Source organism: Sphaerisporangium sp. TRM90804 (assembly GCF_029846175.1).
Classification (GTDB): domain Bacteria; phylum Actinomycetota; class Actinomycetes; order Streptosporangiales; family Streptosporangiaceae; genus Sphaerisporangium.
The window spans coordinates 1-24,241 of sequence record NZ_JARWAC010000019.1; the positions used below are offsets into that span (position 1 = coordinate 1).

At 73.3% G+C, this 24,241-nt stretch carries 25 protein-coding genes; 5 read left to right on the top strand and 20 right to left on the bottom strand.

Annotated features, from left to right (window positions below):
• The 10 genes from lgt to hisI form a co-directional block, all read right to left on the bottom strand.
• A partial coding sequence (gene lgt, locus PYR91_RS24290) for a prolipoprotein diacylglyceryl transferase (RefSeq protein ID WP_279783137.1) occupies positions 1-1,203 on the bottom strand: 1,203 nt, incomplete at its 3' end.
• A gap of 11 nt (positions 1,204-1,214) precedes the next feature.
• Positions 1,215-1,982 carry a thioredoxin domain-containing protein gene (locus PYR91_RS24295; RefSeq protein ID WP_279783139.1) on the bottom strand — a complete coding sequence of 256 codons (768 nt, stop codon included), beginning with the start codon at positions 1,980-1,982 and terminating at the stop codon, positions 1,215-1,217.
• A gap of 71 nt (positions 1,983-2,053) precedes the next feature.
• Positions 2,054-2,680 carry a MauE/DoxX family redox-associated membrane protein gene (locus tag PYR91_RS24300; protein WP_279783141.1) on the bottom strand — a complete coding sequence of 209 codons (627 nt, stop codon included), beginning with the start codon at positions 2,678-2,680 and terminating at the stop codon, positions 2,054-2,056.
• A gap of 447 nt (positions 2,681-3,127) precedes the next feature.
• Complete coding sequence (trpA, locus tag PYR91_RS24305) at positions 3,128-3,922, bottom strand: tryptophan synthase subunit alpha (protein ID WP_279783143.1); 795 nt, start codon at positions 3,920-3,922, stop codon at positions 3,128-3,130.
• Positions 3,923-3,961: 39 nt separating this feature from the next.
• Complete coding sequence (gene trpB / locus PYR91_RS24310) at positions 3,962-5,152, bottom strand: tryptophan synthase subunit beta (protein ID WP_279783412.1); 1,191 nt, start codon at positions 5,150-5,152, stop codon at positions 3,962-3,964.
• Between the two features lie 50 nt (positions 5,153-5,202).
• Complete coding sequence (gene trpC / locus PYR91_RS24315; protein ID WP_279783145.1) at positions 5,203-6,027, bottom strand: indole-3-glycerol phosphate synthase TrpC; 825 nt, start codon at positions 6,025-6,027, stop codon at positions 5,203-5,205.
• Positions 6,028-6,202: 175 nt separating this feature from the next.
• Positions 6,203-6,637, bottom strand: coding sequence for a DUF2752 domain-containing protein (locus PYR91_RS24320; protein WP_279783147.1), 435 nt, complete (start codon positions 6,635-6,637; stop codon positions 6,203-6,205).
• Positions 6,637-7,257, bottom strand: coding sequence for a CD225/dispanin family protein (locus PYR91_RS24325; RefSeq protein WP_279783149.1), 621 nt, complete (start codon positions 7,255-7,257; stop codon positions 6,637-6,639). The genes PYR91_RS24320 and PYR91_RS24325 overlap by 1 nt, the downstream gene beginning before the upstream one ends.
• 240 nt (positions 7,258-7,497) lie before the next feature.
• Entirely contained in the window at positions 7,498-8,175 is a 678-nt protein-coding gene (locus tag PYR91_RS24330; protein ID WP_279783151.1) for a TIGR02234 family membrane protein, read from the bottom strand.
• Positions 8,176-8,197: 22 nt separating this feature from the next.
• Positions 8,198-8,542, bottom strand: coding sequence for a phosphoribosyl-AMP cyclohydrolase (gene hisI / locus PYR91_RS24335; protein WP_279783152.1), 345 nt, complete (start codon positions 8,540-8,542; stop codon positions 8,198-8,200).
• A gap of 164 nt (positions 8,543-8,706) precedes the next feature.
• Here hisI and PYR91_RS24340 point away from each other — a divergent pair, with 164 nt between their 5' ends.
• Positions 8,707-9,552 (top strand): helix-turn-helix transcriptional regulator, encoded by an 846-nt coding sequence (locus PYR91_RS24340; RefSeq protein ID WP_279783154.1) that lies wholly within the window; start codon positions 8,707-8,709, stop codon positions 9,550-9,552.
• A 28-nt stretch (positions 9,553-9,580) separates the two neighbouring features.
• Here the strand turns inward: PYR91_RS24340 and PYR91_RS24345 are convergent, their stop codons facing one another.
• Together PYR91_RS24345 and PYR91_RS24350 are read right to left on the bottom strand one after the other, a co-directional pair.
• Complete coding sequence (locus PYR91_RS24345) at positions 9,581-11,353, bottom strand: ABC transporter ATP-binding protein (protein ID WP_279783155.1); 1,773 nt, start codon at positions 11,351-11,353, stop codon at positions 9,581-9,583.
• Positions 11,350-13,137 (bottom strand): ABC transporter ATP-binding protein, encoded by a 1,788-nt coding sequence (locus tag PYR91_RS24350; RefSeq protein ID WP_279783413.1) that lies wholly within the window; start codon positions 13,135-13,137, stop codon positions 11,350-11,352. Before PYR91_RS24350 ends, PYR91_RS24345 begins: the two co-directional genes overlap by 4 nt.
• Positions 13,138-13,323: 186 nt before the next feature.
• On the opposite strand from PYR91_RS24350, the gene PYR91_RS24355 reads away from it, so the two are divergent.
• On the top strand, positions 13,324-13,959 hold the full coding sequence (locus tag PYR91_RS24355; protein WP_279783157.1) for a TIGR03085 family metal-binding protein: 636 nt from the start codon (positions 13,324-13,326) through the stop codon (positions 13,957-13,959).
• A 108-nt stretch (positions 13,960-14,067) separates the two neighbouring features.
• On the top strand, positions 14,068-14,229 hold the full coding sequence (locus tag PYR91_RS24360; protein WP_279783160.1) for a hypothetical protein: 162 nt from the start codon (positions 14,068-14,070) through the stop codon (positions 14,227-14,229).
• A gap of 24 nt (positions 14,230-14,253) precedes the next feature.
• On the opposite strand, the gene hisF is transcribed toward PYR91_RS24360, so the two are convergent.
• The 8 genes from hisF to hisD are packed head-to-tail and all read right to left on the bottom strand — an operon-like array spanning position 14,254 to position 19,991.
• Positions 14,254-15,024, bottom strand: coding sequence for an imidazole glycerol phosphate synthase subunit HisF (gene hisF, locus PYR91_RS24365; protein ID WP_279783162.1), 771 nt, complete (start codon positions 15,022-15,024; stop codon positions 14,254-14,256).
• Between the two features lie 22 nt (positions 15,025-15,046).
• Complete coding sequence (gene priA, locus PYR91_RS24370) at positions 15,047-15,769, bottom strand: bifunctional 1-(5-phosphoribosyl)-5-((5-phosphoribosylamino)methylideneamino)imidazole-4-carboxamide isomerase/phosphoribosylanthranilate isomerase PriA (protein ID WP_279783164.1); 723 nt, start codon at positions 15,767-15,769, stop codon at positions 15,047-15,049.
• Between the two features lie 4 nt (positions 15,770-15,773).
• On the bottom strand, positions 15,774-16,112 hold the full coding sequence (locus PYR91_RS24375) for a hypothetical protein (protein ID WP_279783166.1): 339 nt from the start codon (positions 16,110-16,112) through the stop codon (positions 15,774-15,776).
• 16 nt (positions 16,113-16,128) lie between these two features.
• Entirely contained in the window at positions 16,129-16,773 is a 645-nt protein-coding gene (gene hisH, locus PYR91_RS24380; protein WP_279783169.1) for an imidazole glycerol phosphate synthase subunit HisH, read from the bottom strand.
• Entirely contained in the window at positions 16,764-16,919 is a 156-nt protein-coding gene (locus PYR91_RS24385) for a hypothetical protein (protein ID WP_279783171.1), read from the bottom strand. Before PYR91_RS24385 ends, hisH begins: the two co-directional genes overlap by 10 nt.
• Positions 16,916-17,533 (bottom strand): imidazoleglycerol-phosphate dehydratase HisB, encoded by a 618-nt coding sequence (gene hisB / locus PYR91_RS24390; protein WP_279783173.1) that lies wholly within the window; start codon positions 17,531-17,533, stop codon positions 16,916-16,918. Before hisB ends, PYR91_RS24385 begins: the two co-directional genes overlap by 4 nt.
• The gene (locus PYR91_RS24395) at positions 17,530-18,690 is read right to left on the bottom strand and encodes a histidinol-phosphate transaminase (RefSeq protein ID WP_279783175.1); all 1,161 of its coding nucleotides are present in this window, start codon (positions 18,688-18,690) and stop codon (positions 17,530-17,532) included. The genes hisB and PYR91_RS24395 overlap by 4 nt, the downstream gene beginning before the upstream one ends.
• The gene (hisD, locus tag PYR91_RS24400) at positions 18,687-19,991 is read right to left on the bottom strand and encodes a histidinol dehydrogenase (protein ID WP_279783177.1); all 1,305 of its coding nucleotides are present in this window, start codon (positions 19,989-19,991) and stop codon (positions 18,687-18,689) included. The genes PYR91_RS24395 and hisD overlap by 4 nt, the downstream gene beginning before the upstream one ends.
• A gap of 102 nt (positions 19,992-20,093) precedes the next feature.
• On the opposite strand from hisD, the gene ybaK reads away from it, so the two are divergent.
• Entirely contained in the window at positions 20,094-20,594 is a 501-nt protein-coding gene (gene ybaK, locus PYR91_RS24405) for a Cys-tRNA(Pro) deacylase (RefSeq protein ID WP_279783179.1), read from the top strand.
• A 153-nt stretch (positions 20,595-20,747) separates the two neighbouring features.
• Complete coding sequence (locus PYR91_RS24410; protein WP_279783180.1) at positions 20,748-24,191, top strand: hypothetical protein; 3,444 nt, start codon at positions 20,748-20,750, stop codon at positions 24,189-24,191.
• Positions 24,192-24,241 lie beyond the last annotated feature (50 nt).

Sequence of the window (24,241 nt, forward strand, 5' to 3'; positions counted from 1 at the left end):
CACCGGCTCCTGCACGAGCCCGCCCTCGGAAGGGTCGGCCTGACCAGCCTGATGCGCCGGATCCACGCCCTCACCCGAACCCAACACCGGCTCCCGCACGGACGCCCCCTCGGAGGCGTCGGCCTGGTCGGCCTGGTGGGCGGGGTCGGCCGGGGAGGCGTCGGCCACGGCGACCGCCGGAACCGCCGCCACGGCGGGCGCGGCGGTGGAGGGCGTGTCGTCGCCGGGGGAACCGTCACCGGGGGCATCGACGGAGAGCTTCTGGGCGGGTGACGCGGCCGTCTCGTCGTCGCCGGGCGCGGCCTGCCATGCGGCGGCGGCCGCGGACTCCTCGGCGTCGGCCTGCTCGGCCTGGTGGGCGGGGTCGGCGGTGCCCGCGCCCAGCTGCGGGGCGACGAACTCCTCGGTGTCCTTGTCGCGGGTCAGCCACAGGTAGACCAGCGCGCCCACGAGGATGGCGAGCGACGTCCACTGGTTGAGCCGCATGCCGAGGATCTCGTGGGCGGGGTCGACCCGCATGCCCTCGATCCAGAACCGGCCGATGCTGTAGCCCGCGACGTACACCGCGAACAGCCGGCCGTGACGCAGCGCGTACCTGCTGCCCACCCAGATGAGCACGCCCGCGAGCACGAGGTTCCACAGCGACTCGTACAGGAAGGTGGGGTGGTAGGTGGCCACGCCGGGCACCGTGCCGGGACGCCCCGGGTCGATCTCCAGGCCCCACGGGAGAGTGGTGGGGCCGCCGAACAACTCTTGGTTGAAGTAGTTGCCCCAGCGGCCGATCGCCTGGGCGACCGCGATGCCGGGCGCGACGGTGTCGGCGACCGCCGACAGCGAGATGCCGCGGCGCCGGCAGGCGATCCACACCCCGACGGCGCCGAGGGCGATCGCGCCCCAGATGCCCAGACCGCCGTGCCACACGTAGAGCACGTCGATGGGGCGGTTGGGGGCGTCGGGCCCGAAGTAGAGCTGCCAGTCGGTGATGACGTGGTAGAGACGCCCGCCTACCAGGCCGAACGGAACGGCCCAGACGGCGAGGTCGGTGATCGTGCCCGGCTCGCCGCCTCGGGCGCGCCAGCGGCGCTCCCCGATCCAGACGGCCGCGATGATGCCGAGCACGATGCAGAAGGCGTAGGCCCGCAAGGGGATGGGTCCGAGGTGCCAGACCCCTTCGGACGGGCTGGGTATCAAGGCCAGGGGCATGTCAGGTGACGTTACCGGTTCCCGGCCGGCTTCGCGGCATCAAGCACGGCCTGACGCAGGGCGGGAGGGCTGAAGGCGACGTTGTTGTCGACCTCCTTGCCGTCGAGCCGCAGCGTCGGGGTGCCCTGGGTGATGACGCCGGAGTCGAGCACCTTCTTGCTGTAGTCGGCCTGGGCCTTGGCGTTCTTCTGCGTGGTGACGCAGGACGCGAAGCCGGGGGCCGTGACGCCGGCCTCCTCGCCCCACTTCACGAGGTCGTCGACCTTGAAGCCCGGCGTGGTCTCGGAGGGCTGCCCCGCGAACAGCCTGTCGTGGTAGGCCATCCACTGCTTGCCGTCGGGCACGCACCGGGCCGCGGAGGCGGCGCGCAGGGAGTTCCCGCGCGTCGGCTCGTCGCTGAAGATGGTGATGGGGTGGTAGACCACCTTGGCCTGCCCCTCGGCCGCGAGGTTCTTCAGCGTCGGCGAGCTCACCTGCTCGAAGGCCTTGCAGGCGGGGCACTGGAAGTCCTCGTAGACCTCGATGAGCGGCTTCTGCACGCCGGGCCGGGCCATGACCACCGAGCCGTCGCTCTGGATGGTGATGGGCGCGAGCTGACCGGTGGCCAGCTCGGACCTGCCGCTCTGGACGTACCACCAGCCACCGGCGACCACCGCGACCGCGACCACGCCCGCGACCAGGAGGGTGAGCAGGCGCCTGTGGCGCTGCTGCTTGCGCTCCTTCTCGCGTTCGGCCTTGATCCGCTCGCGCGCGGAGACGTCTCGCGCGGCCTTTCCCATCACGCACACTCCTTCATTTCGGGCTTGGCGCCTCGCGGCTGCGGCGGTCGCCGTCACCGCCGAAAGCATGATCATCTCCGAGGTTCGAACACGCCGCCACCGTCGCGGCTCGCGCCACCGGGCGGTTCCTCGCCGTCGATTTCGCCGCCGGACGGTTCTTCGCCGTCGTCATCGTCGCCGGGCCACTCGCCGTCGACGGCACCCGCACGGCGGGGTTCGGCCACCAGGCCGAGCGCCCTGTCGAGCGACAGGCGCCCCGGGGAGAACCAGGCGATCCAGGCCCCCAGCAGGAACAACCCGCCGTCGCGGAGAATTTCCCACAGGTACTCGGGCTCGCGCCCGGCCGCGAGAGGGCCGCCGCCGCCGAAGCATCCGCAGTCGATGCGCAGACCACGCGCCCACGCCGAGGCGATGCCGACCACGAAGGCCAGCATGAGAAGCGCGGAGACCACGCCCGCCGCGCGCGTGAGCAGCCCGACAACCAGCAACACCCCAACGACGATCTCGACGATCGGCAGGCCGTGACCCACCACGGAGGCGACCGGCGCCGGCAGCAGCTCGTAGGCCTCGACGGCCTGTACGGAGAGCGCCGGCGTGCCGATCTTGAGCCACCCGGCGGCGATCAGCACCCCGGCCACCACCAGCCGGGCGACGGTCGTCACCCAGGGTACCGCCGCGTGCGCGTAAAGCGACCTCATCGGCGCGGCCTCCTCGAAGCCCTCGGCATCATGTCTCCTTCTCGGCGGCCCGGCCCGCCGGCCGACCGGCCTCGGCGCTTCCGCCGGGGCCCGTCACGTTTCCCATCCGCTCCCGCGGCACGGCCGTCAAGCACGCGTGCCACGTGGGAAGGCTACCGATTGACCATCCCATCATGGCCGTGATAAGCGCCTGCTAAACGGTCATGGACATGGCACACCGTACCGCTTGACCTGCGAAAACATGAAATGTCCGCGAACGGAGCGGCACTGGAGCGCGGCCTGGACGCGCCGGCGCCCGGCGCGGCACCCAGGGTGCCCGGCCCGGGCCGCGGCAGGGTCCGGCGCGGACGCCGAAGGTGCCCGGCCTGTGTTCGGCGCGGACGCTCAGGGTGCCCGCCTGAATGTGACGGTGTCCGGCGCGGACGCGGCGGGCAGGGCCGCGCCGGGTCAGGCGCGGACGCCGGTGGCCAGTTCGGCGGCGAGGGTGCGCACCGCGGCGAGGCCGGAGGCCTCGTCGGGGGCGTCGAGGATGCGGCGGATGAACGCCGAGCCCACGATGACGCCGTCGGCGTAGCCGGCCACCTCGGCGGCCTGGACGCCGGTGCCGACTCCGAGGCCCACGCACACGGGCAGCCCGGTGTGCGGGCGGATGCGGCCGACCAGGCCCTCGGCGGCCGAGCTCACGCTCTTGCGGGCGCCGGTGACGCCCATCAGGGAGGCGGCGTAGACGAAGCCGGTGCAGCGGTCGACCACGGCCTTGATGCGGTCTTCGGTGGAGCTCGGCGCCGCCAGGAACACGGTGTCGATGCCGGCGGCGGCGCTGTGCTCGCACCACGGGCCGGCCTCTTCTGGCGTGAGGTCGGGCGTGATGGTGCCCGCGCCGCCGGCGTCGGCGAGCTCGCGGGCGAACCGCTCGGCGCCGTAGCGGTCGATCGGGTTCCAGTAGGTCATGACCAGCACCGCCGCGCCGGACCTGGCCACGCCCTCGACGGTGCGCATGACGTCGGCGATGCGGGTGCCGTTGGTCAGCGCGCGGTGGACGGCGTCCTGGATGGTGGGGCCGTCCATCAGCGGATCGGAGTAGGGCAGGCCGATCTCGATGACGTCGCACCCGGCCTCCACCATCGCGGTGGCGGCGGCGACCGCGCCCTCCTTGGTGGGGAAGCCGGCCGGAAGGTAGCCGATGAGGGCGGCGCGCCGGTCGGCCCGCGCCTTCTCGAACACCGTCTGAAGAGTCGTCATGTCAGGAAGTCCCGCTCCCACGTGCGCAGATGTAGAGCCCTACAGGTTGAAGTACTTCATGGCGGTGCCCATGTCCTTGTCGCCGCGGCCGGAGAGGTTGACCAGGATGGTCGCCTCGGGGCCGAGCTCGCGGCCGAGCTTGAGCGCGCCCGCCAGCGCGTGCGCCGACTCGATGGCCGGGATGATGCCCTCCGTGCGCGCGAGCAGGGAGAAGGACTCCATGGCCTCGGCGTCGGTGACGCCGTGGTAGGTGGCGCGGCCGGAGTCCTTCAGCCAGGCGTGCTCGGGGCCGACGCCTGGGTAGTCGAGGCCGGCCGAGATCGAGTGCGACTCGATGGTCTGGCCCTCGTCGTCCTGCAGGACGTAGGTGCGCGAGCCGTGCAGGACGCCGACCGAGCCCTCGGTGAGGGTGAGGGCGTGCTCGCCGGACTCGACGCCGTGGCCCCCGGCCTCGTAGCCGTGCAGCGCGACGCCGGGGTCGCCGATGAAGGCGTGGAAGACGCCGATGGCGTTGGACCCGCCGCCGACGGCCGCGGCCACGGCGTCGGGCAGGCGGCCGGTGAGCTCCACGACCTGGCGGCGCGCCTCGACGCCGATGATGCGGGCGAAGTCGCGCACCATCTCGGGGAACGGGTGCGGGCCGGCGACCGTGCCGAACAGGTAGTGCGTGGTGTCGACGTTGGTCACCCAGTCGCGGAACGCCTCGTTGATGGCGTCCTTCAGGGTGCGGCTGCCGTTGGCGACCGGCACCACGGTGGCGCCGAGCAGCTTCATGCGGGCGACGTTGAGCGCCTGGCGCTCGCAGTCGACCTCGCCCATGTAGATGACGCACTCGAGGCCCATGAGCGCGCATGCGGTGGCGGTGGCGACGCCGTGCTGGCCGGCGCCGGTCTCGGCGATCACGCGCTTCTTGCCGAGGCGCTTGGTGAGCAGCGCCTGGCCCAGCACGTTGTTGATCTTGTGGGCGCCGGTGTGGGTGAGGTCTTCGCGCTTGAGCAGGATGCGCGCGCCGCCCGCGGACTCGGCGAACCGGGGCACGTCGGTGAGCGTGGTCGGCCGCCCGGCGTAGGTGCGCAGCAGGTGGTCGAACTCGCGCAGGAACGCGGGGTCGATCTTGGCCTCGGCGTAGGTCTTGGCGACCTCGTCGAGGGCGGGGATCAGCGCTTCGGGGACGAACCTGCCGCCGAAGGCGCCGAAGCGGCCGCGGATGTCGGGGTCGTCGCCCCCCACGCCGCCGCCGGCGAGGTCGGCCGCGGTGAGCAAGGTGCCTTCTGCGGTGGTCACTGCTGCCTCTCGGGTCCGTTGTCGAGTCGGGATGCCGGGTGCGCGCCCGCGGTGACCAGGTCGACCACGGCGGCGCGGGGGTCCTTGCCGGTGACCAGGCTCTCGCCCACCAGGACGGCGTCGGCGCCCGCGCGGGCGTAGGCGAGCAGGTCGTGCGGGCCGCGGACCCCGGATTCGGCGATCTTGATGACGCCGTCGGAGATCTTGGGTGCGAGCTTGGCGAAGATCTCGCGGTCGACCTCTAGGGTCTTGAGGCTCCGCGCGTTCACGCCGATGATCTTCGCACCGGCTTCCTGAGCCCGGTCGAGCTCCTCCTCAGTATGCACCTCGACCAGCGGCGCCAGGCCGATCGACTCGGCCCTCTCGATCAGCGAGACCAGGGCGTTCTGGTCGAGCGCGGCCACGATGAGCAGCGCGAGGTCGGCGCCGTGGGCCCGGGCCTCCCAGAGCTGGTAGGAGCTGACGACGAAGTCCTTGCGGAGGATGGGGATGTCGACGGCCGCGCGGACGGCGGCGAGATCGTCGAGGCTGCCGCCGAAACGGCGGCGCTCGGTCAGCACGCTGATGACGTGCGCGCCGCCCTCCTCGTAGTCGCTCGCGAGCGCGGCGGGGTCGGCGATGGCGGCGAGCGCCCCCTTGGACGGGCTGGAGCGCTTGACCTCGGCGATGACCGAGACCTTGTCGCCTCCGAGCGCGGCGTAGGCGTCCCTGACGGCGGGCGCGCGGCGGGCGCGGGTCTTGAGCTCCTCCAGCGGCACGGCGCTCTGCCGATCGGCGAGGTCGGCCCGCACGCCTTCCAGGATCTCGTCGAGCACGCTCACTTGATCTCCTCGCTTGGCTGGCTCACCCGATCAGCGCCCCTCCGGTCGACCGTGCCCGCGCGCGGCGGGCCCCGCCGTCCCGGCTTGTCGTTCGGGGCCGCGTCCTCTCCGGACCTTGCCCTGCCGATGGTATCGGGCTAATCCGCGTCACCTCGCCACAGGGTGCCGCTCGGGATCACGGTGCGAGGAAGGCGCCGGACGGCAGGTTCCTCGCGACCCAGAAGACGACGATCAGCGCGAGCAGCCCGTAGAGCCAGCCCGGATGGGCCAGCGTCCTGCGCGCCGGCCGCCCCTGCCAGGCGCGCAGCGTCCACCGCCCCCACCAGAACAGCAGGAACGGGACCGTTCCCACGGTCAGGACGTTGAGCCCCAGCGCGGACGGGACGTCGCCGTGGGCCAGCGCGTGGATGGCCCGCAGCGTGCCGCATCCCGGGCAGTACAGCCCGGTGACGAACAGGAAAGGGCAGGGCGGATAGTGCCCCGGCTCGCCGGGGTCGACCGCGCCGACGTAGGCGACCACCGCGGCCGCGAGCACGGCGGTGCCGAGCGGCGCGGCCAGGGCCCTGCCCCGTCGCGCGCCGCGTCCCCCGACCGGCTCCGCGCTCGCCATCAATACTGGTCGTACTGGCTGTATCCGCTGGTGAAGGCGAGGGCGATGAGGGCGAAGTACGCCACGATCAGCACCACCTCGACCACCAGGCCCCAGATCAGCGCCCGCTTCCACCAGAGCTTGGCCTCCTGCGACGCGACGGCGGCCCCCTGGTAGTCGCCGACCGCCCATCGGGAGTTGACCTGCGAGGACTTGACGATGGACACGATGCCGAACGGCAGGCAGCAGAAGATCGTGGTCAGGATGGCGGGGACCAGGTGGTTGTCGGGCGCCGCCGGCGGGGCGCCGTACTGGCCCGGCCCGTACCCGTAGCCGCCCTGGGGCGGGTAGCCGCCCTGCCCGTAACCGCCGTCCTGCGGCCCGTAGCCCTGGCCGTAACCGCCGCCCTGGCCGTAACCGCCGCCCTGCCCGTAACCGGCGTCCCCGGGCTGCTGGCCGTAGCCGCCGCCCTGGCCGTACCCGGGCTCCTGGCCGCCCTGCCCGTAACCGCCCGGCCGGCCATGGCCGCCCTGGTCGCCGTACCCCCCCGAGGGCTGGCCGCCGCCCTGGTTCCCGTATCCCTCGCCCGACCGGCGAGGGTCGTCGCCCCCCGGCTCGCCGGGCTGATTCCCATAACTCATCGAGTTCTCCCGTGAGATCAATGTGCGCGGTGCGCTGCGGCAGCATAGCGACGCTGACCTACCGGACGGGCGGATGTTGTGGTTTGTGAGCAAACTCGTCACCGCCCGGTGTCCGCGCCCACGAGCCTGCCACCTCCGGGCCCGCGCCGGGGGCTCACACGCGTGGGCGCGGTGATCGGGCCGCACCGAAGGCGATCCGGGCGGGAGGGGGCCGTGGCCGCCGATCGGCCCCCGTAAGGCTCAGGCGCCGCGGGCCCCGCGCCCTTCGGCGCCGTCGGTGGGGTCGAGGCCCTGGTCGAGAGCGTCCCACAGGGCCCGCTCTGCCCGCCCGGGCCGCTCGGCGGCGGGCTCCTCGGGCTCCTCCCCCGCCTTCTTCGCGGCCCCGCCGGGACGGTCGTAACGGTCGGACATGCCCGGCCAGGCCGGGCCCCGCGCCACGGCCAGCGCGCCGGCGCACAGCAGGACCAGGCCGCCGGCCACGGCCAGCCCGGGCCAGACCCAGTCGACCGCCACGGCGACGTGGTCACCGCCGGACAGCGTGACGCGCTCGCGGGCGGCGCCGGCCACCCGGCCGGCGGCGGCGCCCTGCCATACGGCCACGACGGCCGCCGCCCCGAAGAGCGCCAGCACCGCGCCGACGACCCTGCGCCACACGCCCCGGGAGGCCAGCACGGCGACCACGGAGGCGAGCGCGGCGAGCGCGAGCGGGCTCAGCACCGGCGCGAGGTCGCCCCCCGCCAGCGTCACCGGGGGCGTGCGCACGCCGCTCGGGCCGCCGGCGAACGAGGCCGTCGCCCAGGCGCGCCCGGCGGCGACCAGCAACAGCACCGCCCCGGCCGCGCTCGCGGCCACCCAGATCATCAGAGCCCGCCGCGAACCGGTGGCCGCCGGGCGCGCCGGGGCGCCCGCCGTCGTCACCGGGCCCTCCCTGGCGGGCGCGTCACGGCGCGACCTCAAGGACGTCGGCGTCGAAGCAGGTGCGGTCGCCGGTGTGGCAGGCGGCCCCCACCTGGTCGACCCGCAGCAGGATCGTGTCGGCGTCGCAGTCGAGGGCGACGTGCTTGACCCACTGGACGTGGCCGGAGGTCTCGCCCTTGACCCAGTAGGAGCGGCGGCTGCGCGACCAGTAGGTGGCGCGGCCGGTGGTCAGGGTGCGGTGCAGGGCCTCGTCGTCCATCCAGGCCAGCATCAGCACCTCGCCGGTGTCGTGCTGCTGGACGACCGCGGGCACCAGCCCGTCACGGTCGCGCTTGAGGCGGCCGGCGATCTTGGGATCGAGAGGCATGGGGCAATTCTGCCGCACGGGGGCGCCGGGGCCGGTCACCGCGGGGGTGCGCCGGGTGGTCGCCGCCGGTCGAGCAACATCGCGCAACATCCGGGGATGATGAGATTTCCTCACGCTACGGTCCTGGTGTCGGAGGACACCCCCAACCGGAAGGGTCACCCCCCATGCCCTCGACGCGCATCACCGAAGCGAAGGGAATCCTGGCCGCCCGCCTCCGCGAGATCCGCCACGAGGCCGGCCTGACCGGGCGCACGCTGGCCCGGCAGGCCGGGTGGCACTACTCCAAGGTCTCCAAGATCGAGCACGCGGCGCAGACGCCCAACGAGCACGACATCAGGACGTGGTGCCGCGCCTGCGACGCCGAGGAGTACGTCGTCGACCTGATCGCCGCGGCCCGCAACATCGACTCCATGTACACCGAGTGGCGGCGGCTCACCTCCACCGGCCTGCGCAGCGTGCAGGAGTCGTTCCAGCAGCTCTACGAGCACACGCGGCAGTTCAGGGTCTTCCAGCACTCCGCCGTCCCCGGGCTGCTGCAGACGGCCGACTACGCCCGCGCGCACCTGCGGGCGGTGATCGACTTCCGCGGCATCCCCGACGACCTGGACTGCGCCGTGGCCGCCCGGCTGGCCCAGCAGGAGGTGCTGCGCAGCGGCGGCAGGCGGTTCATGTTCATCGTCGGCGAGCAGGCGCTGCGCACCCGCCTGTGCGACGTCGGCGTGATGGCCGCCCAGCTCGACCGGCTGCTCGACCTCACGGCCAACGTGCCGCACCTGAGCTTCGGCGTGATCCCCTCGTGCGGGCGATCGTCCATCATGCCCACCGAGAACTTCTGGATCTACGACGACGACCAGGTGCGGGTGGACACCGTTCCCGGGCAGTTCCGCATCAAGACCCCGACCGACGTCGCGCTGTACGAGAAGGCGTTCACGCGGCTGGCCGAGGACGCGGTCTACGGGCAGGCCGCCCGCGACCTCGTCTCCGCGGCGGCCCGCGCGCTCCGGGCCTGACCCGCCCCGCGAGGGGGCGCCGCCGGGGTCAGGACGTGTGGGCGGCCGAGGTCCAGGAGGCGTACAGGTCGGCGTAGACGCCCTCCTGGCGGACGAGGCGGTCGTGCGGGCCGCGCTGCACGACGCGGCCGTGCTCGAACACCAGCACCTCGTCGGCGGCCTCGGCGGTGGACAGGCGGTGCGCGATCGTCACCGACGTGCGCCCCCGGGTGACGCTCTCCAGCGCCCGCGCCAGCCGCACCTCGGTGGCGGGGTCGACGGCGGAGGTCGCCTCGTCCAGCAGCAGCAGGTCGGGGTCGGCCAGGTAGGCGCGGGCCAGGGCGACGAGCTGCCGCTCCCCCGCCGACAGCGACTCGCCGCGCTGCCCGACCGGGGTGGCCAGGCCCGCGGGCAGCCCCTGCAGCCAGTCGGCCAGGCCGAGCTCGGTCATGGCCAGGGTGATGTCGTCGTCGGTGGCCGTGGGACGGCCGAACCTGATGTTCTCCGCGAGCGTGGCGTCGAACAGGAAGCCGTCCTGCGGCACCATGACGATGCGCGAGCGCAGGGAGGAGAACCGCAGGCGGCGCAGGTCGGCGCCGTCGACCAGGACCCGCCCGGACGTGGGGTCCATCAGGCGGGTGAGCAGCTTGGCGAAGGTCGTCTTGCCCGAGCCGGTCTCGCCGACGACCGCGACCCGGGTGCGGGGCGCGATCTCCAGGGAGACGTCGTGCAGCACGGGCGGCCCGCCGGGGTAGGAGAAGCCGACCCGGTCGAAGGCGACCGTGATCGGGCCGCGCGGCAGGGTGACGCCGGACTCGCCCGGGTCGGCCACGTCGGTCGGGGTGTCCAGCACGCCGAGCACGCGGCGCCACCCGGCGACGGCGTTCTGGGCGTCGTTGAGCACCTCGGTGGCGAGCTGCAGCGGGCTGATGAACAGCGTGATCAGGAACAGGAACGCGACCAGGCGCCCGGGGGTGAGCTGGCCGTCCACGCCGAGCCACACCCCGACCAGGACGACGCCGGCGATGGCCACCGCGCCCACCAGCTCGGTGATCGGGAAGGTGAACGCGATGATCTTCTGCGCGCGGGTCTGCGCCGAGCGGTGCGCGTCGACGGCCTCGTCGACCCGCCGCGCCGTGCGCTCCTCCGAGCCGTAGGCGCGGATCACCGTGCTGCCGACCACCGACTCGCTGACGGCGGCCAGCATGTCGCCGGTGCGCTCGCGCACGATGGTGTAGGCCTTGGCGACCCACCGCTGGAACCTCGGCACGGCGAACGCCATCGGCACGAAGCACACCCACACGACCAGGGCGAGCTGCCAGGAGTAGACGGCCATCAGCACGCTGGCGATGAGCAGCTGGCCGACCGAGATGATGATCATCAGCCCGCCCCACTGCATGAACGTGCTGATCTGGTCGACGTCGCCGGTGATGCGGGAGACCAGCGCGCCGCGCCGCTCGGTGTTCTGCGTCAGCACCGACAGGTCGTGCACGTGCCGGAAGCCCTTGCCGCGCAGCGTGGCCAGCCCAGACTCGGTCGAGCGGTAGAGGCGGACGTTCATCAGGTAACCGCACACCGCCGACAGCACCACCGCGACCGCGCACAGCAGGACGGCGTTCCTGATGAAAGGCAGGTCGGGTGCCGCGCCGCGCAGTCCGCGGTCGATGACCTGCTGGATCGCGATGGGCACGATCAATCGGCCGAGCGTTGCCAGGACGGCGAGCGTCAGCGTGACCGGCAGGCCGACCACGAACTCCGGCGACAGGGCGAGGCCGCGCCGCAACGTCGCGACGGCCGAGCGTTCTTCCGCCTGCATGGTCATGCCGAGATCTCCTCGTCGGCGAGCGCCGCGCGCCCGGCCTCTTCGCGCTCGTAGGCGGTGACCAGGTCGCGGTACCCCTGGCAGCGGTCCAGCAGCAGCTCGTGGGGGCCGTGGTCGACCACCCTGCCGTGTTCGAGGTAGACGACGTCGTCGGCCAGCGCGATCGTGGCCATGCGGTAGGCGACGACGATGACGGTGGAGTCGGACGAGCCGTCACGCAGGCCGCGCAGGATCCTGCCCTCCACCTGGGCGTCCACGCTGGAGGTGGCGTCGTCCAGGATGAGCAGCCGCGGCCGGCCGACCAGCGCCCTGGCCAGGGCCAGCCGCTGGCGCTGGCCGCCCGACAGGGTGGCGCCGCGCTCGCCGATGCGGGTGTCCAGGCCGTCGGGCAGCGCGCTGACGAACCCGTCGGCCTGGGCCAGGCGCAGGGCCGCCCAGACGCGCTCGTCGGAGACGGCCTCGTGCCGGTCGTTGCCGACGGTGATGTTGGCCCGCACGGTGTCGTCGAACAGGAAGGTCTGCTGCGGGACCAGGGACGCCGCCGCGCTGACGCCGCCCTTGGCGACCTCGCGCAGGTCGGTGCCGTCCAGCAGCACCCGGCCGTCGTCGGGGTCGACCAGGCGGACCAGGATCTGGGTGAGCGTCGACTTGCCCGAGCCGGTCGGCCCGACGACGGCCACGGTGCGGCCGGGCGGGGCGTCGAAGCTGACGTCCGACAGCACCGGCGCCTCGGGCGTGTACCCGTAGCGCACGCCGCGCACCTCGACGCCCACGGGGCCGTCGCCGGACAGCCGGGCCTGGCCGAACTCCATCGACCCGGTGGCGTCGAGGATCTCGCGCACCCGGGTCCAGCCGACGACGCTGCGGGGGAGCTCGGCGAGCACCCAGCCGAGCGCCCGCACGGGGAAGGCGAGCAGCGTGAACAGGTACGCCACCTGGATCAGCGCGCCGGAGGTGACGTCGCCGCCGGCCAGCCGGAGCGAGCCGACGAGCAGCACGGCGAGCACGCCGATCGTCGGCAACCCCTCCAGCAGCGGGTCGAACAGGCCTCGGATGCGGCCCACGCCGATGTTGGCGTCGCGGAGCCGCTCGGCCTTGGCCTGGAAGCGGAGCGCCTCGGCGTCCTCGCGGCCCAGGGTCTTGACGACGAGCGCGCCGTCGAAGCTCTCGTGGGCGATCTCGCTGACCTCGGCGCGCAGCTGCTGCGCCTTCATGACCAGGGGGGACAGCCGGCGCTGGTAGATCAGGTTGAGCGCGGCGATGGCCGGGAAGATCAGGAAGCCGACCAGCGCCAGCACCGGGTCGACGAGCAGGATCGCGACGGCCGCGGTGACCAGCATCACGACGACGCCGACGGCCATGGGCAGCGGGGCGAGCGGGGCCCAGGCCGCCTCGACGTCGGAGGAGGCGTTGGACAACAGCTGGCCGGTGGGGTGGCGGTGGTGCCAGGCCAGCGGCAGGCGGAGGTACTGGCGGGTGACGGCGCGGCGGGAGCGCGCCTGCATGCGGTACTGCATGATGCCGGCGAGCGTCCTGCGGGCCATCACGCCACCGGCCTTCAGCACCGCGACGCCCACGATGAACAGGGCTGCGGTCAGCAGGGTGGCGGTGGTCGCCCGGCCCTCGCGGAAGGCGGGGAGCACGGCGTTCTCGGTGGCCCAGCCGAGCGCCCAGGAGGAGGCGACGGTCATGGTGCCGTAGAGGGCGCTGGCCAGCACCGCGCCCGTGAACACGTGTGGCTCGGTCTTGACCGCGTGGCCGATCACACCGATCCCCTGCAGCATGACGGACGGCTGACGATCACGCTCGCTCGACACGCGGGGGGTCCTTTCGGCCGGGGGAAGTATCTGCCTGTATCCCTATCATTGACGGCAATCGTTTTATTCCCCGCCCGCTGGCGTGCGGACTTGCCGCGGCGCCCCGCGCCCGGCGGCCCTACCGGGCCGTACGCCGCCTTGTAGGGTGATCGGATGACGCACGCACGCGCCGAGCGCGCCGCAATCAGCGATCTGCTCGACCAGGTCGGCCCCGACGCCCCCACGCTCTGCGAGGGGTGGACGACCGCCGACCTCACCGCCCACATCGTGCTGCGCGAGAACCGCCCCCACGCGGCGCTGGGCGTCGTCGTCAAGCCCCTGGCGGGCTACACCAAGTCCACGCAGGACAAGCTCAGGGACGGCCGGCCCTACTCCGAGCTGGTCGACACCATCCGGCAGGGGCCGCCGAAGTGGTCGCCGTACAGCTTCGTGCCCGGCCTCGACGCGCTGGTCAACACGCTCGAACTACTCATCCACCACGAGGACGTCCTGCGCGCCCAGCCCGGCTGGAAGCCGCGCACGCTGCCGGCCGGCGAGCAGGAGCACGTCTGGAAGTCGCTGTCGCAGGCGGGCAGGCTGCTGTTCCGCGAGTCGCCGGTGGGCCTGGTGCTGCGCCACACCGACGGGCGCAAGGTGGGCGTCAAGAAGGCCGAGCCGCGCGTCGTCGTCACCGGCGATCCGGTGGAGCTGCTGCTGGTGGCCTTCGGCCGGCAGAAGCACGCCGTGGTCGACTACGAGGGCGACCCGGCGGCGGTGGAGCGCCTGCGCACCGCCGGCTTCCGCCGCTGACATGTCCGACATCTGATCATCAGCGGGTGGGTACCTGACCGAATCCGGAGATTCGGTCAGGCGTGGTTCCGGGTATGACCAGCTCACGGGACCGCGGGAGGCGCACCGATGAAGCACAAGAAGCTGATGGTGTACCTGTTCGTGGCGGCCGCGCTGTTCTACATGTTCACCCGGCCCGCCGACGCCGCGACCGCCGTCAGGGGCATCTACGACGGCGTGAGCGCCGGCTGTGGCCAGCTCATCCAGTTCGTGTCGCGGCTGTTCTCCTGAGCGACGCCACGACGCCTCGGACGGTCACCTGACGGGGTGCCCCGCCTCGCGCAGAGTGCGCTTGACGTCCCCGATCGCGAGCTGCCGGAAGTGGAAGACGCTCGCCGCCAGCACGGCGTCGGCGCCCGCCTCGACCGCCGGCGGGAAGTCGCCGAGGCCGCCTGCGCCACCGCTGGCGATCACCGGCACGGTGACCGCCTCGCGCACCGCCCGGATCATCTCCAGGTCGTAGCCGTCGCGGGTGCCGTCCCCGTCCATCGAGTTCAGCAGGATCTCCCCGACGCCCATCTCCTGGCCGCGCCTGGCCCACTCCACGGCGTCGATGCCGGTGCCCCGGCGCCCGCCGTGCGTGGTGACCTCGAACCCCGACGGCGTGGGCGGCCCGTCGACCACCCGCCGGGCGTCGACCGACAGCACCACGCACTGGGCGCCGAACCGGCGCGACGCCTCGGTCAGCAGCTCGGGCCGGGCGATCGCCGCGGTGTTCAGCGACACCTTGTCGGCCCCGGCGCGCAGCAGCCGGTCGACGTCGTCGGGCGAGCGCACCCCCCCGCCCACGGTCAGCGGGATGAACACCTGCTCGGCGGTGCGGCGCACGACGTCGAGCATGGTGCCGCGGTCGCCGGAGGAGGCGGTGATGTCGAGGAAGGTGAGCTCGTCGGCGCCTTCGGCGTCATAGCGCCTGGCCAGCTCGACGGGGTCTCCGGCGTCCCTGAGGTTCTCGAAGTTGACGCCCTTGACCACCCGCCCGGCGTCGACGTCCAGGCAGGGGATCACGCGCACGGCGACGGTCATGACCGCGCGCCCTTCCGGCCGCTCACGACCGCACCGCCGCCAGCGCCTCGGGCAGCGTGAACGCCCCCGCGTACAGCGCCTTGCCGACGATGGCGCCCTCGACGCCGTCGGGCACCAGGGTCGACAGCGCGCGCAGGTCGTCCAGCGAGGAGACGCCGCCGCTGGCGATCACCGGGCGGTCGGTGCGCGCGCAGACCTGGCGCAGCAGGTCCAGGTTGGGGCCGCGCAGCGTGCCGTCCTTGGTGACGTCGGTGACGACGTAGCGGGGGCAGCCGTCGGACTCCAGCCGGTCGAGCACCTCCCACAGGTCGCCGCCCTCGCGGGTCCAGCCGCGCGCGGCCAGCGTGGTGCCGCGCACGTCCAGGCCCACGGCGATGCGGTCGCCGTGCTCGGCGATGATCTTCGAGCACCAGGCGGGATCCTCCAGCGCGGCCGTGCCGATGTTGACGCGGCGGCACCCGGTGCCGAGCGCGGCGGCCAGCGAGGCGTCGTCGCGGATGCCTCCGGACAGCTCGACCTGGACGTCCAGGGCGGCCACGACCGAGGCGAGCAGCTCGCGGTTGGAGCCCCGCCCGAAGGCGGCGTCCAGGTCGACCAGGTGGATCCACTCGGCGCCGGCCTCCTGCCAGGCGAGCGCGGCGGCGAGCGGGTCGCCGTACGAGGTCTCCGTACCCGCCTCGCCCTGTACGAGGCGGACGGCCTGGCCGTTCGCGACGTCCACGGCGGGCAACAGCACCAGCGTCATTGTTCTAGGACCTCCGGTCGAAAGCGACGGTGACGAACACCGGGACCAGCAGCAGGGACAGCACCAGCACGCCCGCCCGCGCCGCCCACCCGCTCAGCAGCATCCAGGCGAGCACCTGGACCAGGACGAACAACCCGGCCACGACGGCGTTCTGCGCGCGGCGGCGCCGCGCCATCACCCCGCCCTGGCGGGCGACCCGAACCGGCTTGGGGACCATCGCGGCGAACCGGCCGAGCAGCTCGCGCCGCCTGGCCCGCCGCGCCTCGCGCGCGGCGCGCGCCTCGGCCTGGCGCGCCTGCTCGGCTTCGCGCGCGGCCCGGCGGCGCGCCCGCTCCTTGCTCACGCGCCCGCGCCGGCGTTCACAGCGTGCCCAGCCAGTTCTTCAGCAGCGCCGCCCCGGCGTCCCCGGACTTCTCGGGGTGGAACTGGGTGGCCATGAGCGGCCCGTTCTCCACCGCGGCGACGAACGGCACGCCGTGCTCGGCCCAGGTGACGAGCGGCTGCCGGAAGCCGTCGCCGGGCGTCAGCTCCCACTTGCGCACGCCGTAGGAGTGCACGAAGTAGAACCGCGTGTCGGAGTCGAGCCCGGCGAACAGCGCCGAGCCCTCGGGCGGCTGCACGGTGTTCCAGCCCATGTGCGGCAGGACGGGGGCGTCGAGCCGCTCGACGACGCCCGGCCACTCGCCACAGCCCTCGTCGTGCGCGCCGCCGTCCTCGGCGTGCTCGGCGCCCTCGGCGAACAGGATCTGCATGCCGACGCAGATGCCCAGGACCGGACGCCCGCCCGCCAGGCGGCGGCCGATGATCTGGTCGCCGCGCACGGCGCGGAGCCCGGCCATGCACGCCGCGAACGCCCCGACGCCGGGCACGACGAGCCCGTCGGCCTCGGCGGCGAGGTCGAAGTCGGCGCTCACCGTGACGTCGGCTCCGGCGCGGGCCAGCGCGCGCTCGGCGGACCTGAGGTTGCCCGAGCCGTAGTCGAGCACGACGACGTTCACCACCACAACACCCCCGCCGTGATCGCGAGCGCCGCTCCCACGCCGAGGACGGCGGCACCGATCTTGATGCCCTGCTTCAGGAAGGACACCACGCCGCCGATCATGAACAGACCGACGAAGACCAGCACGGGCGCGGTCCAGTTGGAGCTCACAGCACCCCCTTGGTGCTGGGCACCCCGGTGGCGCGCGGGTCGCGCTCGGTGGCCTCGCGCAGCGCCCGGGCCAGCGCCTTGAACTGCGCCTCGACGATGTGGTGCGCGTTGCGGCCGTACGGCACCCGCACGTGCAGGCAGATCGAGGCCTGCGCGACGAACGACTCCAGGATGTGCCTGGTGAGGGTGGTGTCGTAGTCGGGGCCGATCATCGGCGCCATGCCGTCGGGCTCGGAGTGCACGAGGTAGGAGCGGCCGGACAGGTCGACGGTGACCTCGGCCAGCGACTCGTCCAGCGGGCAGGACGCACTACCGAACCGCCTGATGCCCGATTTGTCGCCCAGTGCCTCGCGGAAGGCCGCGCCCAGCGCGAGGGCGGTGTCCTCGATCGTGTGGTGGGAGTCGATGTGCAGGTCGCCGTCGGTCTTCACGACGAGGTCGAACAGCCCGTGCTTGCCGAGCTGGGCCAGCATGTGGTCGAAGAAGCCCACGCCGGTGGCGACCTCCACCCGGCCGGTGCCGTCGAGGTTCACCTCCACCAGCACCGAGGTCTCCTTGGTCGTGCGCTCGACGCGGCCGGTCCTCGCCGGCACGCCCGCGACAGGGCTGGTCACAGCATTTCCTCCAGGTCGTCACGACCGGCTCTACCGGATGCGGGGGGTGCCGCGTGCTCGTCCAGGACGCCGGCCATGGCGCGCCGGAAGGCGTCCATCTCCTGGGCGGTCCCGATCGACACACGCAGCCACTCGGGCGGCCCGACCTCGCGGATCAGCACGCCTCGGCGCAGCAGGCCCTCCCAGACCGCGCGGCGGTCGGGGAAGCGGCCGAACAGCACGAAGTTGGCGTCGGAGTCGGCGACGGCCAGCCCGCGGGCCCGCAGCCAGGCGACGCAGGCGTCCCGCTCGGCGCGCAGCCGGTCGACCGTGCCGAGCAGCTCGCCGCGGTGCGCCAGCGCGACCCGCGCCGCCGTCTGGGTGAGCGTGGACAGATGGTACGGCAGGCGCACCAGCAGCAGCGCCTCGATCACCGCGGGGTCGGCCGCGAGGTACCCGAGCCGCGTGCCGGCCATGGCGAACGCCTTGGACATGGTGCGGGTGACGATCAGCCGCGGGTTGCCGGGCAGCAGGGTGAGCGCGCTCGGCGTGCCGGTGCGGGCGAACTCGAAGTAGGCCTCGTCGACCACCACCATGCCGGGCGCGGCCGTCACCACCTGCTCGATGACCTCCAGCGGCAGCGCCGTGCCGGTGGGGTTGTTCGGGCTGGTCAGGAAGACGATGTCGGGCCGGTGCTCCTTGACGGCGGCGACCGCGCGGGCGGGGTCGATGCCGAAGTCGCGCTCGCGGGCGCCGGCGATCCAGCGGGTGGAGGTGCCCGTGGTGATGATCGGGTGCATGGAGTAGGACGGCTCGAACCCCATCGCCGACCTGCCGTGGCCGCCGAACGCCTGCAGGATCTGCTGGAGCACCTCGTTGGAGCCGTTGGCGGCCCACACCTGGCCGGGCTCCAGCCCGTGGCCGAGGTAGGCCGCGAGGTCGTCGCGCAGGGCGACGGCGTCGCGGTCGGGGTAGCGGTTCAGCTCGCCCGCGCCGGCGCGCACGGCCTCGGCGAGGTCGGCCACCAGCCCCGCGGACGGCGGGTAGGGGTTCTCGTTGGTGTTCAGCCGGACCGGCACGTCGATCTGCGGCGCCCCGTAGGGCGTGCGGCCCCGCAGGTCGTCGCGGATCGGCAGCTCTTCCAGCCGCGCGCGCTCCGCGCGCCCGGCGCCGGTCATCGGGGATCCTCGGGGAACCTGGCCCTGACGGCGGCGCCGTGTGCGGGGAGGTCCTCGGCCTCGGCGAGGGCGTAGACGTGCGGCGCGGCCTCGGCCAGCGCCTCGCGGGTGTAGTCGACCACGTGGATGCCGCGCAGGAAGGTCTGCACCGACAGGCCGGAGGAGTGGCAGGCGCAGCCGCCCGTGGGCAGCACGTGGTTGGAGCCGGCCATGTAGTCGCCGAGGGAGACCGGGGCGTACGGGCCGATGAAGATCGCGCCGGCGTTGCGGACCCGGGCGGCCACCGCGTGCGCGTCGGCCGTGTGGATCTCCAGGTGCTCGGCGGCGTAGGCGTCGACCACCTGGAGCCCGTCGTCCAGGCTCGACACCAGCACGATGCCCGACTGCTGACCGGCCAGCGCCTCGGCGATGCGCTCGGAGTGGCGGGTGACGGCCACCTGCCCGGGCAGCTCCTTCTCGACCGCCTCGGCCAGCCGCTCGCTGGTGGTCACCAGGACGGCCGCGGCGATGACGTCGTGCTCGGCCTGACTGATCAGGTCGGCGGCGACGTGCGCCGGGTCGGCGGTGTCGTCGGCCAGGACGGCGATCTCGGTCGGGCCGGCCTCGGAGTCGATGCCGATGCGCCCCTTGAGCAGGCGCTTGGCGGCGGCGACCCAGATGTTGCCGGGGCCGGTGACCATGCGCACCGGCGGGCACTCCTCGGTGCCGTAGGCGAACATCGCCACGGCCTGCGCGCCGCCGACGGCGTACACCTCGTCGACCTCCAGCAGGGCGCACGCCGCGAGGATCGTGGGATGCGGCAGCCCGCCGAAGCCGGCCTGCGGGGGCGAGCTGACGGCCAGCGAGGGCACGCCGGCCTCCTGCGCGGGCACGACGTTCATCACGACGCTCGACGGATAGACCGCGCGCCCGCCTGGGACGTACAGACCCACCCGCTCGACCGGCACCCAGCGCTCGGTGACGGTGCCGCCCACCACCACGTGCGTGGTGGTGTCGGTGCGCCGCTGGTCGCGGTGGACCAGGCGGGCCCGGCGGATCGACTCCTCCAGCGCGGCGCGCACGGCGGGGTCGAGCGCGGCGAGCGCCTCGCCGAGCGCCTCCACCGGCACGCGCGTCGAGGTGAGCTCGACGCCGTCGAGGCGGGCGGTGATCTCTCGCACGGCCGCCACGCCCCTATGGCGCACGTCGTCACACAGGAGGCGCGTCTTGGCGAGAGCGGCCTCCACGTCGAGCTCGGCGCGGGGCAGCACCGCGCGCAGATCGTCCGGCAGCGTGCCGCGCAGGTCGATACGGGATATCACCGGACCAGTCTACGGAGGGTGGCGCCGGGGTCCGGTTCGTGTCCGCGATCCGGGACGCTTCCTTTACATTGTAGATTCTTATGTGGCGTTAAGCTTGCCCCCGTGAGCAAGACGAAGAGCAAGGGCGGCCAGGGCACCCCGGCCACCGTGGCCCTCGCGGCCGCGAAGGTCGCGTTCACCCTGCACCCCTACGACCACGACGCCGCCGCCCAGGCTTACGGCGAGGAGGCCGCCGACGCCCTCGGCGTGCCGCACGAGCGCATCTTCAAGACCCTGGTGGCCGAGGTCGACACCGGCCTGGCCGTGGCCGTCGTCCCCGTGGCCGGGAAACTCGACCTGAAGGCCCTCGCCGCGGCCCTCGGCGGCAAGCGCGCCGCCATGGCCGACACCGCCAAGGTCGAGCGCACCACCGGCTACGTCGTCGGCGGCATCAGCCCCCTGGGCCAGCGCAAGGCCCTGCCCACCGTCGTCGACGCCTCGGCCCTCGGCTTCGACACGATCTACTTCTCCGCCGGCCGCCGCGGCCTCCAGATCGAGACCGCCCCGGCCGACCTCGTCCGCCTCACCCGCGCGATCACCGCGCCGATCGGCAAGGCGTCTTAGCCCATCTTCTTGGTAGCCGACTAATACCGACATATCTCATTTATCGGTTTTCACCAGATCCTTGCGTGACGGAAGTATCGGGTTCGGGAAACAGATTCCGGATCTCGGCCATTAACGACGTCGCGATAAGTGCCGCTCAATTAGCATTCCAGGGTGTCGCGCCCCTCCCGCCGCGCCCTGCGCCTCGGCGCCGCCCTCGTCCTGGCGCTCTCCTTCGTGGCGCTGGCGATCTGGATGGCGAGCTCCGACCTCACCGAGAACGACTCCCTGGCCAGCATTCTGAGCCTGTTCGTCGGCCTTATCGCGCTCGGTTTGACGGCGGCCGACTTCCTGCGCGGCGACGCCGGGCGGCTGGCCCCCGCGGCACTGGCCGACGATCTGGCGAGCACCGTCGAGGGGCAGTGGCTCGACGAGGCCCGGGCGCGCGGCCTGCGCGACCTCGGGGTGCTGCCGCTGAGCTGGTCGGCCACCGAGCGCGACGTGAGCGACCGCATGGGGGGGCCGGGCGGCCGGTCCGAGGCCGGGCGGGTCCTGCGCATGCGCCTCGACGGCCGGTTGGAGGGCTCGTTCGAGGAGGCCACGCGGCGGCTCGCCGCGCGGTACCGGCAGGTGCGCAGCGGGCGGCTGGTGATCCTGGGCGAGCCGGGCTCGGGCAAGTCCGTGCTGGCCGTCCTGCTCACCCTGGGCCTGCTCGACGGCAGGGCCCGCGAGACGGGCGCGCCGGTGCCGGTGCTGCTGGCGGCCTCGTCCTGGGACCCCCTGGGGGAGTCCATGGACGAATGGGTCGTCCGCACCCTGGCCACCTCGTACTACAGCGGCCGGACGCAGATCGCCCGGCTGCTGCACGACCGGGGCCTGCTGCTGCCGATCGTCGACGGCCTGGACGAGATCCCCGAGTCGGCGCGCAGGAGCGCGGTCCGCGCGATCGGCAGGGCCATCGGACGCGACCGCCCCGTCGTGGTGACCTGCCGGTCGGCCGAGTACGAGGACGTGATCGCCGGCGGGGTCCCGGCGCTGCGCCGCGCCCCCGTGGTCGAGGTGGCCCCCGTGCCGGCGCAGGACGTCATCGGCTACCTCAAGGAGATCGACTGGCCGGACGGCACCGACTGGGGCCCCGTCCACCGGCGTCTGCTGACCGACGCGTCCAGCCCGGTCGCCACCGCCCTGTCCACCCCGCTCATGGTGTCCATGGCCCGGCGCGTCTACCAGCGGTGCGGCGGCGACCCGGCCGAGCTGCTCGACGAGGCCAGGTTCGACTGCCGCCACGCCGTGGAGGACCACGTCATCGACCGCATGGTCGACGCCGCCTACACCCCCGAGCCGCCGGCGGGGGCGGCCGGAGTCCCCGGTCCCCCACCCGGCGCGGCGGCGGCGCGCAGGCACCTGATCTTCCTGGCCCGTTACCTGCATCACCACCGCGAGCGTGATCTGGCCTGGTGGCTGCTCAGCCGGCGCCTGCTGTCCCCCTGGGTGGCCCCCGGCATCGGGCTGCTGGCCGGAGGGCTCTCCATGGCCCTGCTGATGGTGGTCCTGCGCTGGCAGGTCTCCCAGGCGGTCGAAGGCGCCGATCTGATCGGGATCCTGGGCCTCGGCGCGTGGGTGGGCGGCGTCTTCTCCGCGCTCGCCATGGTCGCCTGGTACATCGGCGGCGGCGGGACCCCGGGCGGGCTGTCGTTCTCGACGGCGGGCTCGCTCGCCCGACTCCGGCGGGGATTCGGCACCGGGGTGGCGCTCACCGCCATCCCGGCCATACCGGCGCTGGCCGGCGGCGCGATCGCCGTCTCCATCCAGAGCGGGCCGTGGAGCGCCGCCGAGACCATGGCCTACTGGGCGTACATGGTGATGACCGCCGGGCTCGCCGTGGTGGTCGGCCTGGCGCTGGCCGTCCACAACTGGCTGCACGGGCCGCCGTCGCGCTCGACGCGGGCGAGCCCGCTCGGCTTCCTCCGGCAGGACCGCAGATCGTCCCTGGTCGGCGCGGTCGCCGCGGGCGCGGTGCTGGCGGTGGCCCTGGGCCCCGGCCTGGTCATCAGCCGCGTGATCGCGCGGATCGCCGTGACGGCACGAGCGGGGTGGTCGGCGGAACCCTCCCTGGGCGAGTTCCTGTTCCTCGCCGACCGGGAGGTCGCCGAGACGCTCGGCATCCTCCAGCAGCTCGAGATCTCGGCCCTGCTCGGCGTCGGCCTGGCCCTGCTGATCCTGCTGACGAGGGCGTGGCCGCGGTTCGCGCTGGCCCGGCTGCTTCTCGCGGCCCAGGGGCGCCTGCCCTGGCGGCTGCTGGGCTTCCTCGCCCACGCGCGGGAGCAGGAGCTGCTGCGCCAGTCAGGCGGGGTGTACCAGTTCCGGCACATCCGCGTGCAGGAATGGCTCGCCACGCAACCGCTCACCAGCCCCGGCGCGCCGGAGAGGACCAGGCGAAGGCGCCGCGTCCTGTGGACGACGGCCGCCGCCGGGGTCGCGGCGCTGATCTCCGTGTCCGTGGTGGGGAACCTGCCCCGCGACGACTCGCGAAGCACCGTCTTCGCCGTCGACTGGGGGTCCTTCGTCCTCAGCGAGGACGGGTCGACCATCGTCCGCGCCGTACGAAGCGGCGGGAGAGGCGAATCCGTCCACGTCCACTCGATCGACACCCGCACCGGCGGGCAGCGCCTCAGGCTCACCACGACCGGCTCGTCCGACTGGATGGTTCTCAGCGCGGACGGGGCGTTCCTGGCCGTGGGCACCACCTCGACCACGGAGCACGGGGTGAGCGTCATGAGCCTCTGGGAGGTCGCCTCCGGCCGTCTTCGTCATCGTCTCGCGGAAAGGGGCTCATCCATCGACGCGGTGCTGTTCAGCCCGCGACGGTCCACCGTGGCCGTCGCCAGCAGCACCAACGGGGACGAGATCGTCGGCACGGTGCGCCTCGTGGACCTCACCACGGGCCAGACCCGCACCGAGGTGAAGGTCCCCGGCGGAGGCGTCGGCCACCTGGAGTTCAGCCCGGACGGCGGGCGCCTCGCCATCCGCGGTTTCGGCGGCCCCGCCCTGCTGTGGGACACGGCCGGCGGCCGAGAGAGCCACAGGCTCACCGGGCCCACCGGAACGGTCGACGCGGTGGTGTTCAGCCCTGATGGCGCGCAAGCCGCCACCACCAGCCAGGACGCGGACGAGAACGGCTCCAGCAGCGTCATCCTGTGGGACACCGCCTCCGGCCGCGAACTCCACCGCGTCACCCGTCACGGCGCCATCGTCCACATGGCCGCCTACAGCCCCGACGGCACCCGCATCGCGATCGCCGCGACCGGTAACGCCGACGACGGGCGCACCGACGTCGACCTCTGTGACGCCGCGACCGGCCGGCGGTGCCGGCGGCTCACCGGTCATCCCAGCCCGGTGCACGCGCTGGCCTTCAACCCCGACGGCTCCACCCTGGCGACCGGCGACTTGGAAGGCGTCATCCGGCTGTGGGACACCGCGACCGGCCGGCAGCTCCACCGGCTCACCGGTCACACCGACCAGGTGTCCATGATCAGGTTTCACCCCGGCGGCTCCGCCCTGATCAGCCAGGGCGAGGACCGGACCGTACGCCTATGGGACCTCGACCGGCTGGGCTGACGGCATCACGCGGCTCCCGGAGAAGATCGCCGGGCGGCTTGGCAGGCCTT